Genomic DNA, 17,756 nt, shown 5'->3' with positions numbered 1-17,756 from the left:
ATCGTGTTCGTACCGGATGTGCGAACACGTACAAGGTTGGTTCCGGTTATCCAAGGGATGCTCATGCTCGAGAGTTTGCACGTGGTATTGCGGTGTTGCGCCAGGCTGCTTCTGGTCGTTGGTGCTGTTTCCTACTCGGCATTGGCGCCCGCGCTGGGCTTGGGTGAAATCACCCTGCATTCGGCGCTGAATCAACCGCTGCGGGCCGATATCGCCCTGATGGACGCCGCGGGTCTGGAGGAGGGCGAGTTGTCGGTCAGCCTCGCGACGGCAGAAGAATTCAGCCGCGCCGGCGTTGATCGGGTGTTCTTCCTCAACGATCTGAAGTTCACGCCGATCCTGCGCGGCAACCGCAGGCTGATCCGAGTGAGCTCCAACAAACCGGTCAATGAACCCTTCCTCAATTTCCTTGTGCAGCTCAATCAGCCCAACGGACGCGTGCTGCGCGAGTACACGGTATTGATCGACCCGCCGGGCTCACCGGGGATTGTTCCGGTGGCTGACGAACCGGTTGCCAGCACGCAATCGTCCGCATTCCCGAGCGTGGAGCCGGCCGTTGCAGTACCACCTGCGGTGAAGAGCAAAAAGCCGCCCACCCCGCCCGTCGATCAACCTGCTGCCGCGCCTGTCACTGATCCTGTTGCCGAGCAACTGGCCGTCAGCGTCCTGAAGAACCAGGCGTTGCAAACCACGATCGATGAGCTGAATGCACAATTGCAGGCTCAAAACGAGCACATTGCCGGCCAGAAAAAACAGGTCACCGAGTTGCAGACTCAATTGGCGCAAGTCACACAGGCTGCGGTGGAGCCTGTTGCGCCAGACGTCGCGGCGCCAGCGCCGGTTGTTGCTGAAAAAATCGAGACGACTCACTGGCCGCTGATCTACGGGGTGCTGTTGCTGGTGGCCCTGGCGTTGCTCGGATTGTTCGTTCGCCGTCAGCGACAGCAGGTTCAGGCAGTCCCTGAGCCGTTAGCCATGTTGCCGTCACGGCACGAGCCGGTGCTGGATCGGGAAGTGCAGCCGCCTGCTCCGGCATCCGGCCAAGGCGAAGAGTCGTCGGCGGGCGATGTGCTCGAAGGGGTCGGCATTTATCTGGCCTATGGCCGTTTTTCCGAGGCGGCCGGTGTGTTGAGGGAGGCGTTGTTCAAGGAGCCGAACCGTACCGATCTGGCCGTGCAGCTGCTGGAAGTTCTAGGCAAACAGGGTGACGTGTCCGCCTATGAAGCGCAGGAAAACAGCCTGCGTGACGCTGGATTCGACCCGCAGAAGCTTCAGGAGATTCGTGACCGTTATCCGAAACTGGGCACTGTCGCCGCCTTGGCCATCGCACCGTCCATCACGCCGCCCGCGGTTGCACAGCCCCAGGCAGCCGCCGACAGCGATGAGTTCCAGTTGAACCTGGATGACCTGTCGATGGATTCGAACTGGGACCTGATCAGCCCCTTCGACAATTCGCCGCCCGCCGCCGCATCCCCGAATGTGGCGTCACGCACCCACGAGCCTGAATTCACCTCGAATCTGCACGTCTTGCCCGATGTGTTCGAAATGCCTGAGGAGCCGACGCTGGACGAACCTGCGTTCGAGTGGGTGGCCGAACCTGACGCACAGCCTCTGGATGACGACTTTCTCGACGAATTCGCTGATGCCGGCTTGTCATTGGAGCTTGAACCGTTGAGTGCCGAGGATCTTGAGCCGTCCGAATCGAGCAATGCAGGCAAGCTGGAACAGGCCCAGACCTGCATCGATGACGGCGACCTGGACAGCGCCATCGAACTGCTCAACGAGCTGCTCAAGGACGGCGACGAGCCACTCAAACAGACCGCCCGGAGTTTGTTGGCCGGCATCCGCTAGGATTGCCGTGCAAAATCAAATGTGGGAGCGGGCTTGCTCGCGAAGAACGATGACTCGGTTTTTCTGACAAACCGCGTCGTCTGCTTCGCGAGCAAGCCCGCTCCCACATTTGATCGGAGTGTTCAAAAATACAGTTTTCACTGGTGATCTAGTGTTTGAGTTTGCGATGTGTGAGGCCATGAAGGTGGTTATCATGGCCACCACGCCGACTCAGGAATCCCGCCCATCATGACCGCGCATAAACCGGAAATCGTCATCACTTATTGCACGCAATGCCAATGGCTGTTGCGTGCGGCCTGGCTGGCCCAGGAACTGCTCAGTACCTTTGGCGACGACCTGGGCAAAGTGTCCCTGGTGCCCGGCACCGGCGGGGTCTTTCACATTTTCTGTGACGAGGTGCAGATCTGGGAGCGCAAGACCGACGGCGGTTTCCCCGAGGCCAAGGTGCTCAAGCAGCGGGTCCGCGACCGGATCGATCCGGACCGCGACCTGGGGCACAACGACCGGCCTCAGTGAGACGGGGCTTGTGCCGCAACGGTCTTTTTGTTTGAGCCGCCCGAGAGCCGGCTGGACGCAACGATCGCGACAATGATCAAGGCACCGCCGAACAGCATGCGCAGCGTCGGGTTTTCATCGAACAGCAGCCAGGCCATGGTGATCCCGTAAACCGGCTCCAGGGCGAACACCACCGCGGCGGTTCGCGCCTTGATGACCGCCAGGCTGGCGACGAACAGGCTGTGAGCGATGCCAGTGCAGAACACCCCAAGCAGACCGATCCACAGCCAGTCGAGGGCGCGCACCTCACTCAACTGCGGCGCCGCCACCGGCAGCAGGCACAGCGCGACCACCACGTTCTGACACAGCGCCGCCTGCACCGGCGGGATGCGCCCGGAGCTGGCGCGGTTGGTCAACGACAGCAGGGCGAACAGCAAGCCGGAAGCCACCGCCCACAGCAGGCCGGTGGTGGCGCCGCTGGCCAGATCGAAGTCCGGCGTGACCAGCACCAGCCCGACGCTCACCAGCACCACCAGCAGGATTTCGTTGGCGCGAATCCGCTCGCGGAAGATCAGCCCTTCGAGGATCACGGTAAACGCCGGGAAACTGGCAAAGCCCAGGGTCGCGATCGCCACGCCGGCCACCTTCACTGCAATGAAAAAACTGACCCAATGCCCGGCCAGCAGCAAGCCGCTGAGCAATAACCGGCGCCAGTCCACGGCCTCGAGCTTGCGCCAGCGAGTAGGGCTGGCGAACCGCGCAAAAAACGCCAACGCCAGCACGGCAAACGCGGCACGCCCGAAAACGATGACGGCGGGGGAGGCGGCGGCGAGTTTGCCGAACACACCGGTCAGGCCAAACATCAGTGCGCCGATATGCAGGGCGCCAAGGGCGGTACGGGGAGTCATTGCAATCCTTGATGAGCGTATCGAATCTGCCGGACAACGCTCACCAACGTGAACGCGGCCCCCTGTAGGAGCTGCCGCAGGCTGCGATCTTTTGATCTTGCTTCTCAGCGATCTTGAAAAGATCAAGATCAAGACCAAAAGATCGCAGCTTTCGGCAGCTCCTGCATTGAACCGTGATAACCCCAGTTATGTCTGTCGGCAAACTATCGTTTTTTGTCGCCAGCCTCGCGCCGCAATCTGCCAGGCGAAGCGCCAAATTCGCGCAACACCGCGGCCGCGAAGGCGCTCTGCGAGCTGTAGCCGACCCGACTGGCAATCTCGCCGATGGGCAACGCCGAATCCCGCAGCATACCCACGGCCATGTGCAATCGTCGGCTACGGATATAGTCCATCGGGGTCTGCCCGCATTCGGCAACGAACCGCGCATGCAACCGGGCGCTGGACAATCCGGCGATACGCGCCAGGTCAGCGACTTGCAGCGGGTAGGCTGCATACTGATCAATATGAGCATTGAGCGCCGCATAGGGCAGGCGCCGACCGCCCATGACCTGCGGTTTGGCATGGTTGAGGCTGGCCAGCAACAGCACCGCACCCTGTTGCGCGATGACAGGATCACTGACCTGACTGGCCGCCAGCCAGTTCACCAGTTGGCTTTGGCCGGCATCCAGCGGCAGGCGCCCGGCGTTGTCGAGCAAACGACGGCTGGCTTGCGCGTGATCGCCCAGTGACTGCAAGACCCACTCATCGCCTGGCACATCCAGCACCAGGCAACGGCTGCCATTGGCGCTGCCACAGGCATGGTGAAAACCGGACGGCACCACCACGAAACTCTGCCGGACCACCTGGCTGCCGCGTCCGTCGACCTCGAAATCCAGCGCGCCCGACAGCCCGAACACCAGTTGCGCGTGGTCGTGGCTGTGGACGATCAGCTCGTCGCTGTACTGGCGTAGCGTGAGGATCGGTCTCATCGCAGGTCTCCCGAATCAGGTTGCCAGTCTACACCGAGGGCATGCGCGAGCGCTGTCACGGGACTGACTTGCCACTGTCATGGGCAATTAATCCGGCCGGCGCAAGCTTGCCCAAACAATCGCAGAGGGTTGCCCATGACCAGCGCCGAGTTCGCCAAACCCAGTCGCAAGCAACGTGTGCGGACCTTGTGGATTTCCGATGTACATCTGGGCACCCGGGATTGCCAGGCCGAACACCTGTCGCAGTTTCTCAAGGGCTACCATGCGGACAAGATCTACCTGGTCGGCGACATCATCGACGGCTGGAAACTGCGCGGCGGCATGTACTGGCCCCAGGCGCACACCAATGTGATTCGTCGTTTGTTGACCATGAGCAAGCGCGGCACCGAGGTGATTTACGTCACCGGCAACCATGACGAGTTCCTGCGCCGTTACTCGAAGCTGATCCTGGGCAACATCCGGTTGGTGGACGAAGCCGTGCACGTCACCGCCGATGGCCGTCATTTGCTGGTGATCCATGGCGACCAGTTCGACGTGATCACCCGGTACCACCGCTGGCTGGCCTTTCTCGGCGATTCGGCCTACGAATTCACCCTGACCCTCAACCGCTGGCTCAATCATTGGCGCGCCCGTTATGGCTATGGCTACTGGTCGTTGTCGGCGTATCTCAAGCACAAGGTGAAGACAGCGGTCAGCTTCATCAGCGATTTTGAAGAAGCCATTGCCCACGAATGCGTCAAGCGCGGACTGCAGGGCGTGGTGTGCGGGCACATTCACCATGCCGAGATTCGCAAGGTGGGCGAGGTGGATTACCTCAATTGCGGGGATTGGGTGGAGTCGTGCACGGCGTTGATCGAGCATTGGGATGGCTCGATCGAGTTGTATCGGTTGGCGGATGCCCAGGCGCGGGAGGCGCAGTTGAAGGCGGTGAAGATCGCGGAGCCGGCCTGAAAGTCAGGGTGTCCAGGCTGGCCCCATCGCGAGCAAGCTCGCTCCCACAGGGTTTTCTGGCGTTCACAAATTTTGAGTTCACCTCGCTCACTGTGGGAGCGAGCTTGCTCGCGATGGGGCCAGCCCGAACACTCCAGATCCATCAGGCTGGCGAATACTCTTGCATCGCCGCCTTGTAAATCGAATTCTTCGGCTGCGCAAACAACCGCTCCATCATCGGCTCGAAGAAACTCAACGGCAGCGTGTCGTACGACGGATCAAACGCCGCCGCATCATATTTGGCGCAAAATTCGATCGTCGCCTGGTACTGCGGATGCCCGCTGAATTGCTCGCGCAAATGCCGATCCATGCCCAGGTGATGGAAGAAGTAATAACCCTGGAAAATCCCGTGCTTTTCCACCATCCACAGATTCTCGGCGCTGACGAACGGCTTGAGGATCGCCGCGGCAATGTCCGGATGGTTGTAGGAACCCAGGGTGTCACCGATGTCGTGAAGCAGGGCACAGACCACGTATTCTTCGTCGCGACCATCGCGCCAGGCGCGGGTGGCGGTTTGCAGGGAGTGGGTCAGGCGATCCACCGGGAAGCCGCCGAAGTCACCCTCCAGCAATTTCAGGTGCGCCACAATCCGCGTCGGCAGTTGTCGGGCGTAGGCACTGAAGTCTGCGGCGATGATCGCCCAGTCTTCCTGCGTGCCGTCCTTCATGTGGGTGAAACGGGCGTTGGCATTCATCGGCTGTCCTCTGTTGACTGATTGCCCCTAGAACGGCACGCGACCCAGGATCATATCCCGGTACATGACGAAATCGCCGAGCAGGCTGTAAAGCGGGTGCTGGAAGGTCGCAGGACGGTTTTTTTCGAAGAAGAAATGCCCGATCCAGGCGAAGCTGTAACCCGCCAGCGGCACGGCCAGCAACATCAGCCAGGCGCCTGTGCCGAGGGTCAGGGCCAGGATGAAGATCACCAGCGTGGTGCCGATAAAGTGCAGTCGTCGGCAGGTACTGTTGCTGTGTTCGCTGAGGTAGTACGGGTAAAACTCAGCGAAACTGTTGAATCGTCTGATGTTTTCCACGACTGCGATCTCTGTGGTTGTTGTTCTGGCTGCAAGTTGTTCTGCGGCTAGCTTATTTAAGTCTAGAGTGAACAATGGCATCAGCCACTGACAATGGGCGCCACTTTAGTATCCTTCGGAAAACCGGCCGTTGCATGCGGCTCATCATGTAAGAAAACGCCATGAGCGAACGAACGACATCTGCAAGCTGGGCAATGGGGATTGTCAAGGCACTGGAAATGGACGGCCTGGATTGCCGGGTTCTGTTCAAGCAGCTGGGACTCGACTACGCGGCGCTGGATGATCCGGACGCGCGCTTCCCGCAAGATTCCATGACACGCCTGTGGCAGCGTGCGGTCGAGCTGTCCGGCAACCCGGCGATTGGCCTGAACATGGGCAAGGTGGTGCGACCGGCCTCCTTCCACGTGGCGGGCTATGCCCTGATGTCCAGCCAGACCTTGGCCGAAGGTTTTCGGCGGCTGGTGCGTTATCAGCGGATCATCGCCGAAAGCGCCGACCTGAGTTTCCGGTTGCTGGATGAGGGTTACGCGCTGATCCTGACGGTCCATGGCGACCATCTGCCGCCCACCCGGCAGAGCGCCGAAGCTTCATTGGCCTGTGCCCTGGCGCTGTGTGGCTGGTTGACCGGGCGAATCCTGCAGCCGCGCAAGGTGCTGTTGCAGGGCGATGAGCCCATCGATCTCGTACCCTATAAACAAGCCTTCCACGCGCCGATGGTATTCAACGCGCCGTATGACGCCTTGATCTTCGAGTGCGCCGATATGGAAGCGCCGCTGCCTACGGCCAACGAGGCGATGGCGCTGCTGCATGACCGGTTTGCCGGCGAATACCTGGCGCGGTTCTCTGAAAGCCGGGTGACCCACAAGGCGCGGCAGGTGTTGTGCCGGTTGCTGCCCCAGGGCGAACCCAAGCGCGACACCGTGGCGCAGACGCTGCACCTGTCGCAACGGACCTTGCAGCGACGCCTGCAGGAAGAGGGCACGAGTTTTCAGACGCTGTTGGACGACACCCGGCGCGAACTGGCGGAGCAGTATCTGGCGCAACCGGGCATGACCCTGCTGGAGATTGCCTACCTGTTGGGGTTCGCCGATCCGAGCAACTTCTTCCGCGCTTTTCGACGCTGGTTCGATGCTACCCCCGGCGAGTACCGGATGCGGCTGATGGCAACGCCGAACCCGGTCAGTGACGCCAGAACGCCGGTATACACAGGACAAATACCGTAATGATCTCCAGTCGGCCGAGCAACATGCCGAACGAGAGAATCCATTTGGCGGCGTCCGGCAGGGACGCGAAGTTACCTGCCGGGCCGATGGTCTCGCCCAGCCCCGGACCGACACCGGACACGGTGCTGGCCGCGCCGGTCAGGGCAGTCATCCATTCCACGCCGAGCAGCGACAGCAGCAGGGCGATCACGCAAATGGTGATGGCGAAGAAGAAGGAAAAAGTCAGGATCGAGCGGACGATCTCTTCGTCGAGGCGGTGACCGTTGTACGTCTGTTTGATCACCGCCCGCGGGTGTATCAACTGATTAAGGTTGGCCTTGAGCAGGATATAGGCGACCTGGAAACGGAAAATCTTGATACCGCCAGCGGTCGAGCCCGAGCAGCCGCCAACAAAGCCCAGATAAAAGAACAGCATCAGCGAGAAATTTCCCCACAGGCTGTAGTCCCCAAGCGCGAAACCTGTCGTCGTCACCACCGAGGTCACGTTCAGCGCCACATGCCGCAGCGCCTCGAGCCAATGCAGCTGGGTGGTCCACCAGTACCAGGTGCCGAGCACCAGCCAGGTCACCAGCAACATGCCGAGCAAGCCTTGCACCTGCTGATCCTTGATCAGGGCCTGGCGATTGCCACGCAAGGTCGCCACGTACAAGGTGAACGGCAGGCTGCCAAGAATCATGATGACGATGGCTACCCAGTGCACAGCCGGTTGCGTCCATTTGGCCAGGGACTGGTCGGAAGTGGAGAAACCGCCGGTGGAAATCGCCGACATCGCGTGGTTGATCGCATCGAACGGGCTCATCCCGGCCCACCAGAACGCCAGGCTGCCGAAAATGGTGATGCCGACGTAGGCCGCGACGATCAGGCGCGCCACCATGTGCGAGCGCGGCATGACCTTTTCGGAACGGTCCGACGACTCGGTCTGGAACAGGCGCATGCCACCGATGCGCAGCAGTGGCAGAATCGCTACCGCCATGCCGATAAACCCGATGCCGCCGATCCAGTGCAGCAACGAGCGCCACATCAGGATGCCGGGGGACATGTCGTCCAGGTGGTTGAGCACCGTCGAGCCGGTGGCGGTAATGCCGGACATGCTTTCGAAGAACGAGTCGGTGTAGCTGATGTGTTGCGTCAGCAAAAACGGCAGCGCGGCGAAAATGCACACCACCAGCCAGCTGCTGACGGTCAGCAGGTACATGTCCCGCGGGCGCAGGTGCACGTGTTCGGGACGCCCGGGGATAACCAGGGCTAAACCTGCGACAAAGGTGATCATGCTCGCCCAGAGGAACGAGGGCAGGTCGCCGGTGCGCTCGAAGATCACCAGCGTGGCCATGGGCACGACCATGGCAATGGCCAGCGTGATCAGGAAGATGCCGATGATGAAACCAATGGTCCGTAAGGTCGGCAACGCCATGAAGTCCGCTCGGGCTGAAATAGGGAAGGGCGCCATTCTACCTGCGGCGCAGGACATGTAAACCGGCAGGGTCTGCGCACTTGCAGCTAGAATAGCCAAACATTTTTTCAGGAGGTGGCCGATGCAGGCTCTCGACGCGTTGCTCAACCGTGTTTCCGTTCCACGACTGCTTGATCCGGCCCCTACCGCCGAACAGCGAGAAGTGCTGTTTGCCGCCGCGATGCGTGCGCCGGACCACGGCCACTTGCAGCCTTGGCGCTTTTTGACAGTCGAAGGCGCGGCGCGCGAGCAGATGGGCGAGTTGCTGGCCGAAGCGGCGAGGCTGCAGGACAGCGAAGTGTCCGAGGCGGCGCTGGACAAGGCGCGCAACGGCCCGCTGCGTGCGCCGCTGGTAGTCGTGGTGATCGCCCGTTTGCAGGACCACGTCAAATATCCAAAGTCCGAACAACTGCTGGCGGCGGGTTGCGCGGCGCACGGGATTTTGCTGGCGGCCTATGCGCAAGGGATTGGCGCGGTATGGCGCACCGGTGAGCTGGCGTATTCGCCGCATGTGGCCAAAGGGTTGGGACTGGCGGAAGGGGAAGAGGTGATTGCGTTTCTTTACCTTGGCACACCGCAGAAAGAGCCGCGGGTGGCGGAGAAGGTCGATCTGGCCGAGTTTGTCAGCGCCTGGCCGGGCAAGTCCTGACACCACCGTTCAACTGTGGGAGCGAGCTTGCTCGCGATAGCGGTGGGTCAGTCAATATTGATGTTGAATGTAATACCGCCATCGCGAGCAAGCTCGCTCCCACAGGGGGTCAGGGTTGGACGACGATTCCGGGCACCAACGGCAATTCCAGGCTGGCAATGAACCCACCCTGCGGATGATTGGCCAGCACCAGGCTCCCGCCATGCCTTTCCGCCGCACGACGGGCAATCGCCAACCCCAGGCCATGCCCCGCCGCAGTCTGTCCCGGTGCCCGATAGAACGGCTCACCCAACTGGCTCAAGTGCTCGGCATTCACACCGGGCCCATGGTCACGCACACTGACCACAATCCGCTCACCCTGGCGTGACGCCTGCATTTCTATCGATTGCCCTACGGGGTTAAAGCGCTGGGCGTTGCGCAGCAGGTTGTCCACCGCGCGCTCGATCATGGTCGGCCAGCCTTTGAGGTTCAGTTGCGGCTCGGCCTCAAGGCACACGTTCTGCTCCGGCGAACCGAGCTGTGCATCTTTTTGCAGGGTGTTGAGCAAGGCATTCAGGTCCACCTCTTCGGCGCTGGCGTTGTCGGCATCAACCCGCGCCAGCACCAGGATTTCGCTGATCAGCGCTTCCAGCCGGTCGCATTCACGGGTCAGGCGTGGCCAGAGTTTTTCCCGTTCCTCGGGGTTGGCCCTTTCGGCCAGGGCCAGTGCAATGCGCAGTCGGGCGAGGGGCGAGCGCAATTCGTGGGACACATCGCGCAGCAGTTGTCGCTGGCTGCCGATCAGACTTTGCAGGCGGGCGCCCATGCGGTTGAAATCGTTGGCGAGCACGCCGAACTCATCGCGCCGGTTTGCCAGTTTTACCAGGCTGTTCTGTTGATAGGTGGTTTGCCCCAGATCATGCACGGCACCGCGCAAGCGGCTGAGCGGGCGGGTGATCGAAAAAGTCACCAGCAGGCTGAACAAGGTCAGTACCACTAACGCGATACCTAATGCACTCAACGGCCAGAGCAGGCTCTCGCGGTGCCAGGCGTCCAGTTCCGGGTGCGGGATCCGATAGATCAGCAGGTAGGTGTCACCGGTTTTTTCACTGGTGTACTCAGCGGTCAGACGACGCCACGGCAGGCGGCGATCGTCGTTGTTCTGCCGTGCTTCGAAGGCCGCCGCGCGACGAGGGAAGGTGCCGCGCACCACCGGATCGCCGCTCTCGTTGAGCACCTGAACGTCAATGTGATACTGGCGCTTGCGCAGCTCCAGAATGTCCTGGGCCGCTTCCTCGCCCTGGGCTTCGTAGGTTTGCGTCCACTGTTCGGGCAGGGTGTTGAGACCCGGATGGCGGCTGAGAATCCACGCGTCCTGGTTGAGCATGTGCCCGAGCAGAATGGACAGCCCCGCAACCAGAGCGATGGCCAGCCAGAAGCTGGCCAGGATACGCCAGAACAATGAGCGCACAGAAAATCCTCGAACAAAGAAAGCCCGACTGTTGATGTTTGTCAGTCAAGCCCAATCCATGTGGGAGCGAGCTTGCTCGCGAAAGCGGAGTGTCAGATAGAGAAGATCTTGACTGACACACCGCCTTCGCGAGCAAGCCCGCTCCCACATTTAACCGAGTGGCATCAGCCCCAACAGTGTTGAACTGTTGGGGCTGGAATTAACGCATTATTGCGCTTTTTGCGGCTGTTGAGCTTTCCAGGCCTTGAACTCGGCCCATTCCGCGCGGCGCTCGGCCTTTTTCTTCTGGATCTCGTCGAATTGCTTCTGTTGATCCGGTTTCAGCAGGGCACGCACGTCGGCTTCGGCTTTCTTGTGGTTGGCGGCCATTTCGTCTTTCATGGCTTTCTGGTCGGCTGGCGACAGTTTTTCCAGGTACTTGTCGACCACTTGCTTACGCTCGTGCATCTGCTCGCCCATGATCTTGCGGATCTGCTCGCGCTGTTCGCGACTCAGGTCCAGCTGGCTGTACGGGCCTTTGCCGTGCATGCCGTGCATCTGGCCGCCGTGGCGCGAGCCGTCCATCGGACCCATCGGGCCGGCACCTTCAGGCATGGCCATGGCAACGGTCGGCAGGGCGGCAGCGAACATCAGAGCGATAAGAGTCTTGCGCATGGTGAATCTCCTTGTCTCGTTCCCGGTACGTTCCGGATGAGTGCAGATTACGCAGATCAAGGTCAGCGGCGGTCAGCGGAGCGTAAAGCTTGGGTAAAGACGATTTTGTACCTTGCTGACAAACCACGTTGCCCGCTAACTATCACGCCTCCCCGTAGGAGCTGCCGAAGGCTGCGATCTTTTGATCTTGATCTTTTCAAAGCCGCCGAAAAGCAAGATCAAAAGATCGCAGCCTTCGGCAGCTCCTACAGGGACCGCGGTGTTTGGCAGATCCCATAGGGGGCCGCGGTGTTTGGCAGATCCCGTAGGGAACCGCGGCGTTTGGCCGATCACAAATGGGATCGCGTTCGGGTTCAGAGGCTGTAGTAGTAACCACGGCTGCGCAGGGCAACGATGCGCGGCCGGCCATCGGGATGCGGGCCGATTTTTTTGCGCAGATTGCTGATGTGCATGTCCAGGCTGCGGTCGTACAGGGTCAGTTTGCGGCCGAGGGCGATCTGCGCCAGATCCTGTTTGTCCAGCGGTTCACCGGGTTGCTTGAGCAGCGCTTCAAGCAGGCGGCTTTCGGAAACGGTGAGGGTGAATTCCTGTTGATCGATGCTGACCACGCCGCGCACCGGGCTGAAACACAGGTCGCCCAGTTCAAGCTGGCTGGACACTGCCGTCGGATGGCTGCGGCGCAAAACGGCACGCAAGCGCGCTGTCAGTTCCCGTGGATCGCAGGGTTTGGCCAGGTAATCGTCGGCACCGAGTTCCAGGCCGAGGATGCGATCCAGCGGCTCGCCCCGGGCCGAGAGCATCAGCACCGGCAAGTCCGGATGATCGCTGCGCAGTTGCTTGAGCAATTCCAGGCCGCTGCCATCCGGCAGCATCACGTCCAGCACCACGGCCGCCGGCGAGGTTTCAGCCAGCGCGCGACGGGCGCTGCGGCCATCGTGGCAGGCGCGGACGTGGAAGCCTTCCTGGCTCAGCCAACTGCTCAGGAGCTCACACAGCTCCTGGTCATCATCAATTAATAACAACTCGCTCATGAATCACTCAATTTAGCCATTGCCGACGTATTCTGCTTGCACCACTGGCGAAGATACCGCAGAGCAGGGTCAATAGTGCAACTCCCGCTCCGAGGACGAACCCTTGTTGCCGGGTCGGTCAATAGACGCGGCAGCGGACTGTTGGCAGCTGCCACCATCAGACACAACGCCCCCTCTGCGCATCGCGACGCCTGGTTCCAATACGGGGATTGGGCAGGTTGTCGGCCAGTGAACGAGAATAATGAGCGTTGAGAGCGCGATGAACCGATAAGGTTCATCGCGAGGGGGTATTACGGGAGGACTTGCTTGAACGGCTTGACCGCAACATTGGCGTAGACGCCTGCGGCGATATACGGATCGGCGTCGGCCCAGGCCTGGGCGGCGCTCAGGGAATCGAATTCGGCGACGATCAGGCTGCCGGTGAAACCCGCGGCCCCCGGATCATTGCTGTCGACGGCCGGGTGCGGGCCGGCCAGTACGATGCGGCCTTCGCCTTTGAGCACTTGCAGGCGCTCAAGGTGGGCAGGCCGTGCGGCCAGGCGGGCTTCCAGGGAGTTGGCGACGTCTGTGGCAATGATTGCGTAAAGCATGTCAGTCCTCGGTTTTTGGCGTTGTGGTTTCGGCGTCGTGCAGATGGCGGGACAGGTAAATACCCTGAGCGATCAGGAACAGCAGGGTCAGGCCCAGGCTGCCGAAGACCTTGAAGTCGACCCAGTATTCCTGGAACGTGAAGGCGACGAACAGATTGGCGGCACCGCAGAACAGGAAAAACCCGATCCAGGCGACGTTCAAACGGGTCCAGACCGGCTCTGGCAATGTCAGCGCGTGGCCCATGATGCGTTTGATCAACAATTGATCACCGACGAAGTGGCTGCCGATGAACGCCAGGGCAAACAGCCAGTTGACTACCGGGGCTTTCCATTTCAGGAAGGTCTCGCTGTGGAACGCCAGGGTCAGGCTGCCGAAGACCAGGCAGGCGATGAGGGTCAGCCACTGGCTCTTCTCCAGCTTGCGCTGCTTGATATAGAGGGCGCCGTAGACCACCAGGGAGCTGACGATCAGCATCGCGGTGGCGCTGTAGATACCGCCTACAGTGACCTCGTGACCGGCAATGTCGACGACCCGTGGATCGATCTTGAACACAATGAAGAACAGCAGGAGCGGGATGAAATCGATGAATTGTTTCACAGTGGCAGCCAGAAGCAGGATGTGGCGGCATAATAACAAACATATGGGCGCGCGATAGCGCCAGCTGATTTGAGGTAATACATCCCCGTGAATGTTGATTTGCACTGCCACAGCACGGCCTCCGATGGCGCCTTGGCGCCTGCGGTTCTGGTTGCGCGTGCGTTCGAAAAAGGCGTGCGAGTCCTGGCCTTGACCGATCACGACACCCTCGAAGGCCTTGATGAGGCCCGCAGCGCGGCGTTCGCGCTGGGCATGCAACTGGTCAATGGCGTCGAATTGTCCTGCACCTGGGGCGGCGCGACCATCCATGTGTTGGGCTACGGATTTGATGTGAATGCACCACCGTTGGTCGAGGCGATTGCAAGATTGCACGATGGCCGCTGGCTACGGTCCGAAGAAATAAGCCGCAAGTTGGCGTTGAAAGGCATGCCGGGCGCGCTGGAAGGTGCCCGGGCCATTCAGCAGGAACTGGGCGACAGCGGCAACGCGCCGGCCCGTCCGCATTTCGCCGACTGGATGGTGCGCGAGGGTTACGTCAAGGATCGCGCCGAGGCGTTCCGCAAATGGCTGGGCGCCGGCAAGCTGGGGGACGTCAAGCAACACTGGCCGACCCTGGAGGACACCGTCGAAACCCTGCGCGCGGCGCAAGCCTGGGTCAGCCTGGCGCATCCCTGGCATTACGATTTCACTCGCAGCAAACGTCGCCGGCTGATTGCCGACTATATTCAAGCAGGGGGCCACGCGATCGAAGTGGTCAATGGCCATCAGCCCGCCGAGCAAGTGGGCAGCCTGGCGATTCTTGCCCGTGAGTTCGGTCTGCTGGTCAGCGCCGGCAGTGATTTTCATGGCCCTGGAGGCTGGTCCGAGATCGGTGAATACCGCCCGCTCCCGGAGGATCTGCCGCCATTGTGGTGTCGATTCAAACATGACCCAATTATTGCCGCCGTCTGAACAGGTAGAGAATGTGAGTCAATTTTTCCAGATTCATCCGGAAAACCCGCAAGCGCGCCTGATCAAACAGGCTGTCGAGATCATCCGCAGCGGCGGGGTGGTGATTTACCCCACAGACTCGTCCTACGCCATTGGTTGCCAGATCGGTGACAAGAACGCCGTGGAACGCGTGCGCCGCTTGCGTCAACTGGATGAAAAGCACAACTTTGCGCTGATTTGCAGTGACCTGTCGCAACTGGGGTTGTTCGCCAAGATCGACACCGGCACCTTCCGCCTGCTCAAGGCGCATCTGCCAGGCCCCTATACCTTCATCCTCAACGCCACCCGCGAAGTCCCGCGCCTGCTGTTGCATCCGAAAAAACGCACCATCGGCCTGCGCGTGCCGGCCCATCCGATTGCCCTGGCGCTGCTGGAAGAACTCGGCGAACCGTTGATGAGCGTGACCCTGATCATGCCCGGCGACACCGACCCGATGAGCGATCCTTACGAAATGCGCCAGTTGCTCGAGCATCAGGTCGACCTGATCATCGACGGCGGTTTCGGCGGGATCAAGGCGTCCACCGTGATCAACCTCGCTGATGGCGAGCCCGAAGTGATCCGCGTCGGTTGTGGCGACCCCACGCCATTCATGGCCGAGGCCTAGATGTCCGCAGTAGAACCCGTCGACAGTCAGGCCGAAGCCCAGCAAGAGCTGCCCTTCGCGATGGTCTATGGCCAGGCGGTCATGGAAATGCCGCTGGACCTGTATATCCCGCCGGACGCGCTCGAGGTTTTTCTCGAAGCCTTCGAAGGCCCCCTTGACCTGCTGCTGTATCTGATCCGCAAACAGAACATCAACATCCTCGACATCCCGGTGGCGGAAATTACCCGTCAGTACATGGGTTATGTCGAACTGATGCAGTCGGTGCGCCTGGAACTGGCCGCGGAATACCTGGTGATGGCCGCGATGCTGGCCGAAATCAAGTCGCGGATGTTGCTGCCCCGTGCCGAAACCATCGAAGACGAAGAAGACGACCCGCGCGCCGAACTGATCCGGCGCTTGCAGGAGTACGAACGCTTCAAGGCGGCCGCTGAAGGCATCGATGGCTTGAGTCGCGTTGGCCGTGACGTGGTGGTGCCCAAGCTCGACGCCCCTGAGGCCCGGGCGCGCAAGCTGTTGCCGGACGTGAGCCTGGAGGAGCTGCTGATGTCCATGGCCGAGGTCCTGCGTCGGGGTGACATGTTCGAAAGCCACCAGGTCAGCCGCGAGGCATTGTCCACCCGCGAACGCATGAGCGATGTGCTGGAACGGCTCAAGGGCGGCGGTTTCGTGCCATTTGTCGAACTGTTCACCGCTGAAGAAGGGCGCCTGGGGGTGGTGGTGACCTTTATGGCGATCCTCGAACTGGTCAAGGAATCCCTGGTCGAGCTGGTGCAGAATGAACCGTTCGCGGCGATCCACGTCCGGGCCCGAGCCGAATAACGAGTTGAATCATGAACCTGAGTGAACCCCGCGAGCTCGCGCCACTGCTTGAGGCCTTTCTGTTGGCCTCGGGGAAACCGCAATCGCTTGAACGCCTGTTCGAACTTTTCGAAGAGGGTGAACGCCCCGAGCCGCCGGTCTTCAAGAAAGCGCTGACGATTCTGGCCAAGTCCTGCGACGGCCGCGCCTTCGAGCTGAAGGAAGTCGCCTCCGGGTATCGCCTGCAGATCCGCGAAAAGTTCTCGCCATGGGTAGGACGTCTGTGGGAAGAGCGGCCGCAACGCTATTCCCGCGCCATGCTCGAAACCATGGCCCTGATCGCCTATCGCCAGCCGATCACCCGTGGCGAGATCGAAGACGTACGGGGTGTGGCGGTCAACACTCACATCGTCAAGACCCTGCTGGAGCGCGAGTGGATCCGCATCGTCGGCTATCGCGAAGTGCCCGGCAAACCGGCGATGTTCGCCACCACCAAAATCTTCCTCGATCACTTCAACCTGAAGAACCTCGACGATCTGCCGCCGCTGGCCGAGCTGCGCGAGCTTGAACCCGATCCGGTACTGGATTTCGACGACGCACCGGTGCCGGCCGGGCTGCAAGAACTGGCGGATGCCAGTGCCGAGCCGGAAGAGCCGAAGGAAGAAACCAGTTTCCATACGCTGTTGCAGGAGCTGGACACAATGGAGGAGGGGCTCAAGACTGATTTCGACGACATCCTGCGCGATGGGGCGGTGACTGAGACTGAAGAGGTTTTGGAACAGCCTGAGCCTGAGCCTCAGATCGAAGTTGAACTTCAGGTCGAGCCTGAAGCCACAGACGAAGAAGAGGCGGAACTAGAGCAGGAAGAAGAGCAGGAAGACGATGTGCTTGGCGTCGCCGAAGCTCGCGAAAAACTTTTGGCCGCCGTCGCTGCTCTAGAGCAGCACAAACCCGAACCGGAGTTGAGCGACGAAGAAGCCGAAGCCCGAGCCCTCGCCGAAGCAATCGAGGCCGAACGCCGCGAATTCGACGACTGACTCGAATCTGCGGGCCGTTGAGACCTACTGTAGGAGCGAGCTTGCTCGCGATAGCGGTGGGTCAGTCAACAATGATGTCGATTGACACTCCCTCATCGCGAGCAAGCTCGCTCCCACAGGGATTATGTGTTCCGGAGTTGGTAATGAGTTCTACCAAAGACCCCTGCATCAGCCTCTGCAAATTCACCGACGACATCTGCATCGGCTGCGGCCGCAGCAAGCGCGAGATCAAGGCCTGGAAGAAACTCGACAAGGTCGACAAGCGCACGGTGCTGGCTGAGGCGGCGCTGCGGTTGATCAGGCTCGGCGCCACCGGTCGGCGGAAAAACAAATAATCTGGCCTGCGTCGACTAGTCTCTGATGCGCGAGCGCCCGCATGAGCGTATGATTCGCGACCCTCCGGCGATCCCTTCGCCCGAGTACCCAGCTTTCAACGC

Annotated in this window: 20 protein-coding genes and 1 pseudogene; 10 read left to right on the top strand and 11 right to left on the bottom strand. The window is 60.9% G+C overall.

From position 1 onward, the window contains the following. Window positions 1-63 precede the first annotated feature (63 nt). Together ACA067_RS24570 and ACA067_RS24565 are read left to right on the top strand one after the other, a co-directional pair. The gene (locus ACA067_RS24570) at window positions 64-1,851 is read left to right on the top strand and encodes a motility hub landmark protein FimV (protein ID WP_497458886.1); all 1,788 of its coding nucleotides are present in this window, start codon (window positions 64-66) and stop codon (window positions 1,849-1,851) included. Window positions 1,852-2,079: 228 nt separating this feature from the next. Beyond that, window positions 2,080-2,367, top strand: a complete 288-nt coding sequence (locus ACA067_RS24565) for an Rdx family protein (RefSeq protein WP_338920098.1) — start codon at window positions 2,080-2,082, stop codon at window positions 2,365-2,367. On the opposite strand, the gene ACA067_RS24560 is transcribed toward ACA067_RS24565, so the two are convergent. Both ACA067_RS24560 and ACA067_RS24555 read right to left on the bottom strand, forming a co-directional pair. Further along, window positions 2,361-3,254 carry a DMT family transporter gene (locus ACA067_RS24560; protein WP_497458885.1) on the bottom strand — a complete coding sequence of 298 codons (894 nt, stop codon included), beginning with the start codon at window positions 3,252-3,254 and terminating at the stop codon, window positions 2,361-2,363. The two genes, ACA067_RS24565 and ACA067_RS24560, sit on opposite strands and share 7 nt — an antisense overlap. Window positions 3,255-3,457: 203 nt before the next feature. Next, on the bottom strand, window positions 3,458-4,222 hold the full coding sequence (locus tag ACA067_RS24555; protein ID WP_497458884.1) for a helix-turn-helix transcriptional regulator: 765 nt from the start codon (window positions 4,220-4,222) through the stop codon (window positions 3,458-3,460). Between the two features lie 135 nt (window positions 4,223-4,357). Here ACA067_RS24555 and ACA067_RS24550 point away from each other — a divergent pair, with 135 nt between their 5' ends. Beyond that, a complete protein-coding gene (locus tag ACA067_RS24550; RefSeq protein WP_497458883.1) occupies window positions 4,358-5,173 on the top strand; it encodes a UDP-2,3-diacylglucosamine diphosphatase in 816 nt (271 codons plus the stop codon). A 142-nt stretch (window positions 5,174-5,315) separates the two neighbouring features. On the opposite strand, the gene ACA067_RS24545 is transcribed toward ACA067_RS24550, so the two are convergent. Continuing rightward, window positions 5,316-5,906 (bottom strand): HD domain-containing protein, encoded by a 591-nt coding sequence (locus ACA067_RS24545; protein ID WP_497458882.1) that lies wholly within the window; start codon window positions 5,904-5,906, stop codon window positions 5,316-5,318. A gap of 27 nt (window positions 5,907-5,933) precedes the next feature. Continuing rightward, window positions 5,934-6,245, bottom strand: a complete 312-nt coding sequence (locus ACA067_RS24540; RefSeq protein ID WP_497458881.1) for an Mpo1-like protein — start codon at window positions 6,243-6,245, stop codon at window positions 5,934-5,936. A 161-nt stretch (window positions 6,246-6,406) separates the two neighbouring features. Between ACA067_RS24540 and ACA067_RS24535 the strand changes: the two genes are divergently transcribed. Continuing rightward, window positions 6,407-7,468 carry an AraC family transcriptional regulator gene (locus ACA067_RS24535; protein WP_497458880.1) on the top strand — a complete coding sequence of 354 codons (1,062 nt, stop codon included), beginning with the start codon at window positions 6,407-6,409 and terminating at the stop codon, window positions 7,466-7,468. Here the strand turns inward: ACA067_RS24535 and ACA067_RS24530 are convergent. Further along, window positions 7,425-8,879, bottom strand: a complete 1,455-nt coding sequence (locus ACA067_RS24530; RefSeq protein ID WP_497458879.1) for a TrkH family potassium uptake protein — start codon at window positions 8,877-8,879, stop codon at window positions 7,425-7,427. The genes ACA067_RS24535 and ACA067_RS24530 overlap by 44 nt on opposite strands. A 121-nt stretch (window positions 8,880-9,000) precedes the next feature. On the opposite strand from ACA067_RS24530, the gene ACA067_RS24525 reads away from it, so the two are divergent. Next, window positions 9,001-9,567 carry an NAD(P)H nitroreductase gene (locus ACA067_RS24525; protein ID WP_497458878.1) on the top strand — a complete coding sequence of 189 codons (567 nt, stop codon included), beginning with the start codon at window positions 9,001-9,003 and terminating at the stop codon, window positions 9,565-9,567. Window positions 9,568-9,676: 109 nt separating this feature from the next. Here the strand turns inward: ACA067_RS24525 and ACA067_RS24520 are convergent, their stop codons facing one another. From ACA067_RS24520 to ACA067_RS24495, 6 genes and pseudogenes are all read right to left on the bottom strand, one after another. Further along, the gene (locus ACA067_RS24520) at window positions 9,677-11,017 is read right to left on the bottom strand and encodes a sensor histidine kinase (protein ID WP_497458877.1); all 1,341 of its coding nucleotides are present in this window, start codon (window positions 11,015-11,017) and stop codon (window positions 9,677-9,679) included. Between the two features lie 207 nt (window positions 11,018-11,224). Continuing rightward, window positions 11,225-11,671: a Spy/CpxP family protein refolding chaperone gene (locus ACA067_RS24515; protein WP_150749095.1), complete on the bottom strand. Its 447-nt coding sequence runs from the start codon at window positions 11,669-11,671 to the stop codon at window positions 11,225-11,227. A gap of 353 nt (window positions 11,672-12,024) precedes the next feature. Then, window positions 12,025-12,702, bottom strand: coding sequence for a response regulator transcription factor (locus tag ACA067_RS24510; RefSeq protein WP_138968662.1), 678 nt, complete (start codon window positions 12,700-12,702; stop codon window positions 12,025-12,027). Window positions 12,703-12,709: 7 nt separating this feature from the next. Continuing rightward, window positions 12,710-12,869 (bottom strand): annotated as a pseudogene (locus ACA067_RS24505) (translation initiation factor 2); the annotation flags it as partial. Between the two features lie 123 nt (window positions 12,870-12,992). Next, on the bottom strand, window positions 12,993-13,292 hold the full coding sequence (locus ACA067_RS24500) for a YciI family protein (RefSeq protein ID WP_497458876.1): 300 nt from the start codon (window positions 13,290-13,292) through the stop codon (window positions 12,993-12,995). Between the two features lies 1 nt (window position 13,293). Beyond that, window positions 13,294-13,890, bottom strand: coding sequence for a septation protein A (locus tag ACA067_RS24495; RefSeq protein ID WP_497458875.1), 597 nt, complete (start codon window positions 13,888-13,890; stop codon window positions 13,294-13,296). A gap of 87 nt (window positions 13,891-13,977) precedes the next feature. On the opposite strand from ACA067_RS24495, the gene ACA067_RS24490 reads away from it, so the two are divergent. From ACA067_RS24490 to ACA067_RS24470, 5 genes are all read left to right on the top strand, one after another. Further along, window positions 13,978-14,841, top strand: a complete 864-nt coding sequence (locus tag ACA067_RS24490; RefSeq protein WP_497458874.1) for a PHP domain-containing protein — start codon at window positions 13,978-13,980, stop codon at window positions 14,839-14,841. A gap of 13 nt (window positions 14,842-14,854) precedes the next feature. Continuing rightward, the gene (locus ACA067_RS24485; protein WP_497458873.1) at window positions 14,855-15,484 is read left to right on the top strand and encodes an L-threonylcarbamoyladenylate synthase; all 630 of its coding nucleotides are present in this window, start codon (window positions 14,855-14,857) and stop codon (window positions 15,482-15,484) included. Then, entirely contained in the window at window positions 15,485-16,303 is an 819-nt protein-coding gene (locus ACA067_RS24480; protein WP_497458872.1) for a segregation and condensation protein A, read from the top strand. Between the two features lie 11 nt (window positions 16,304-16,314). Continuing rightward, complete coding sequence (gene scpB / locus ACA067_RS24475; RefSeq protein WP_497458871.1) at window positions 16,315-17,319, top strand: SMC-Scp complex subunit ScpB; 1,005 nt, start codon at window positions 16,315-16,317, stop codon at window positions 17,317-17,319. A gap of 143 nt (window positions 17,320-17,462) precedes the next feature. After that, window positions 17,463-17,654 (top strand): DUF1289 domain-containing protein, encoded by a 192-nt coding sequence (locus tag ACA067_RS24470; RefSeq protein ID WP_497458870.1) that lies wholly within the window; start codon window positions 17,463-17,465, stop codon window positions 17,652-17,654. Window positions 17,655-17,756: the final 102 nt, after the last annotated feature.

The sequence above is a fragment of the Pseudomonas sp. LBUM1674 genome, from assembly GCF_059695635.1.
The sequence above is the reverse complement of the archived record's forward strand: the minus strand, read 5'-3'. Positions and strand labels throughout refer to the sequence as shown.

Bases quoted from the DNA above. Each gene is read 5' to 3' on its own strand.
- ACA067_RS24570 (WP_497458886.1), top strand. From the start codon at position 64: ATGCTCGAGAGTTTGCACGTGGTATTGCGGTGTTGCGCCAGGCTGCTT.
- ACA067_RS24565 (WP_338920098.1), top strand. From the start codon at position 2,080: ATGACCGCGCATAAACCGGAAATCGTCATCACTTATTGCACGCAATGC.
- ACA067_RS24560 (WP_497458885.1), bottom strand. From the start codon at position 3,254: ATGACTCCCCGTACCGCCCTTGGCGCCCTGCATATCGGCGCACTGATG.
- ACA067_RS24555 (WP_497458884.1), bottom strand. From the start codon at position 4,222: ATGAGACCGATCCTCACGCTACGCCAGTACAGCGACGAGCTGATCGTC.
- ACA067_RS24550 (WP_497458883.1), top strand. From the start codon at position 4,358: ATGACCAGCGCCGAGTTCGCCAAACCCAGTCGCAAGCAACGTGTGCGG.
- ACA067_RS24545 (WP_497458882.1), bottom strand. From the start codon at position 5,906: ATGAATGCCAACGCCCGTTTCACCCACATGAAGGACGGCACGCAGGAA.
- ACA067_RS24535 (WP_497458880.1), top strand. From the start codon at position 6,407: ATGAGCGAACGAACGACATCTGCAAGCTGGGCAATGGGGATTGTCAAG.
- ACA067_RS24530 (WP_497458879.1), bottom strand. From the start codon at position 8,879: ATGGCGTTGCCGACCTTACGGACCATTGGTTTCATCATCGGCATCTTC.
- ACA067_RS24525 (WP_497458878.1), top strand. From the start codon at position 9,001: ATGCAGGCTCTCGACGCGTTGCTCAACCGTGTTTCCGTTCCACGACTG.
- ACA067_RS24515 (WP_150749095.1), bottom strand. From the start codon at position 11,671: ATGCGCAAGACTCTTATCGCTCTGATGTTCGCTGCCGCCCTGCCGACC.
- ACA067_RS24510 (WP_138968662.1), bottom strand. From the start codon at position 12,702: ATGAGCGAGTTGTTATTAATTGATGATGACCAGGAGCTGTGTGAGCTC.
- ACA067_RS24500 (WP_497458876.1), bottom strand. From the start codon at position 13,292: ATGCTTTACGCAATCATTGCCACAGACGTCGCCAACTCCCTGGAAGCC.
- ACA067_RS24480 (WP_497458872.1), top strand. From the start codon at position 15,485: ATGTCCGCAGTAGAACCCGTCGACAGTCAGGCCGAAGCCCAGCAAGAG.
- scpB (WP_497458871.1), top strand. From the start codon at position 16,315: ATGAACCTGAGTGAACCCCGCGAGCTCGCGCCACTGCTTGAGGCCTTT.
- ACA067_RS24470 (WP_497458870.1), top strand. From the start codon at position 17,463: ATGAGTTCTACCAAAGACCCCTGCATCAGCCTCTGCAAATTCACCGAC.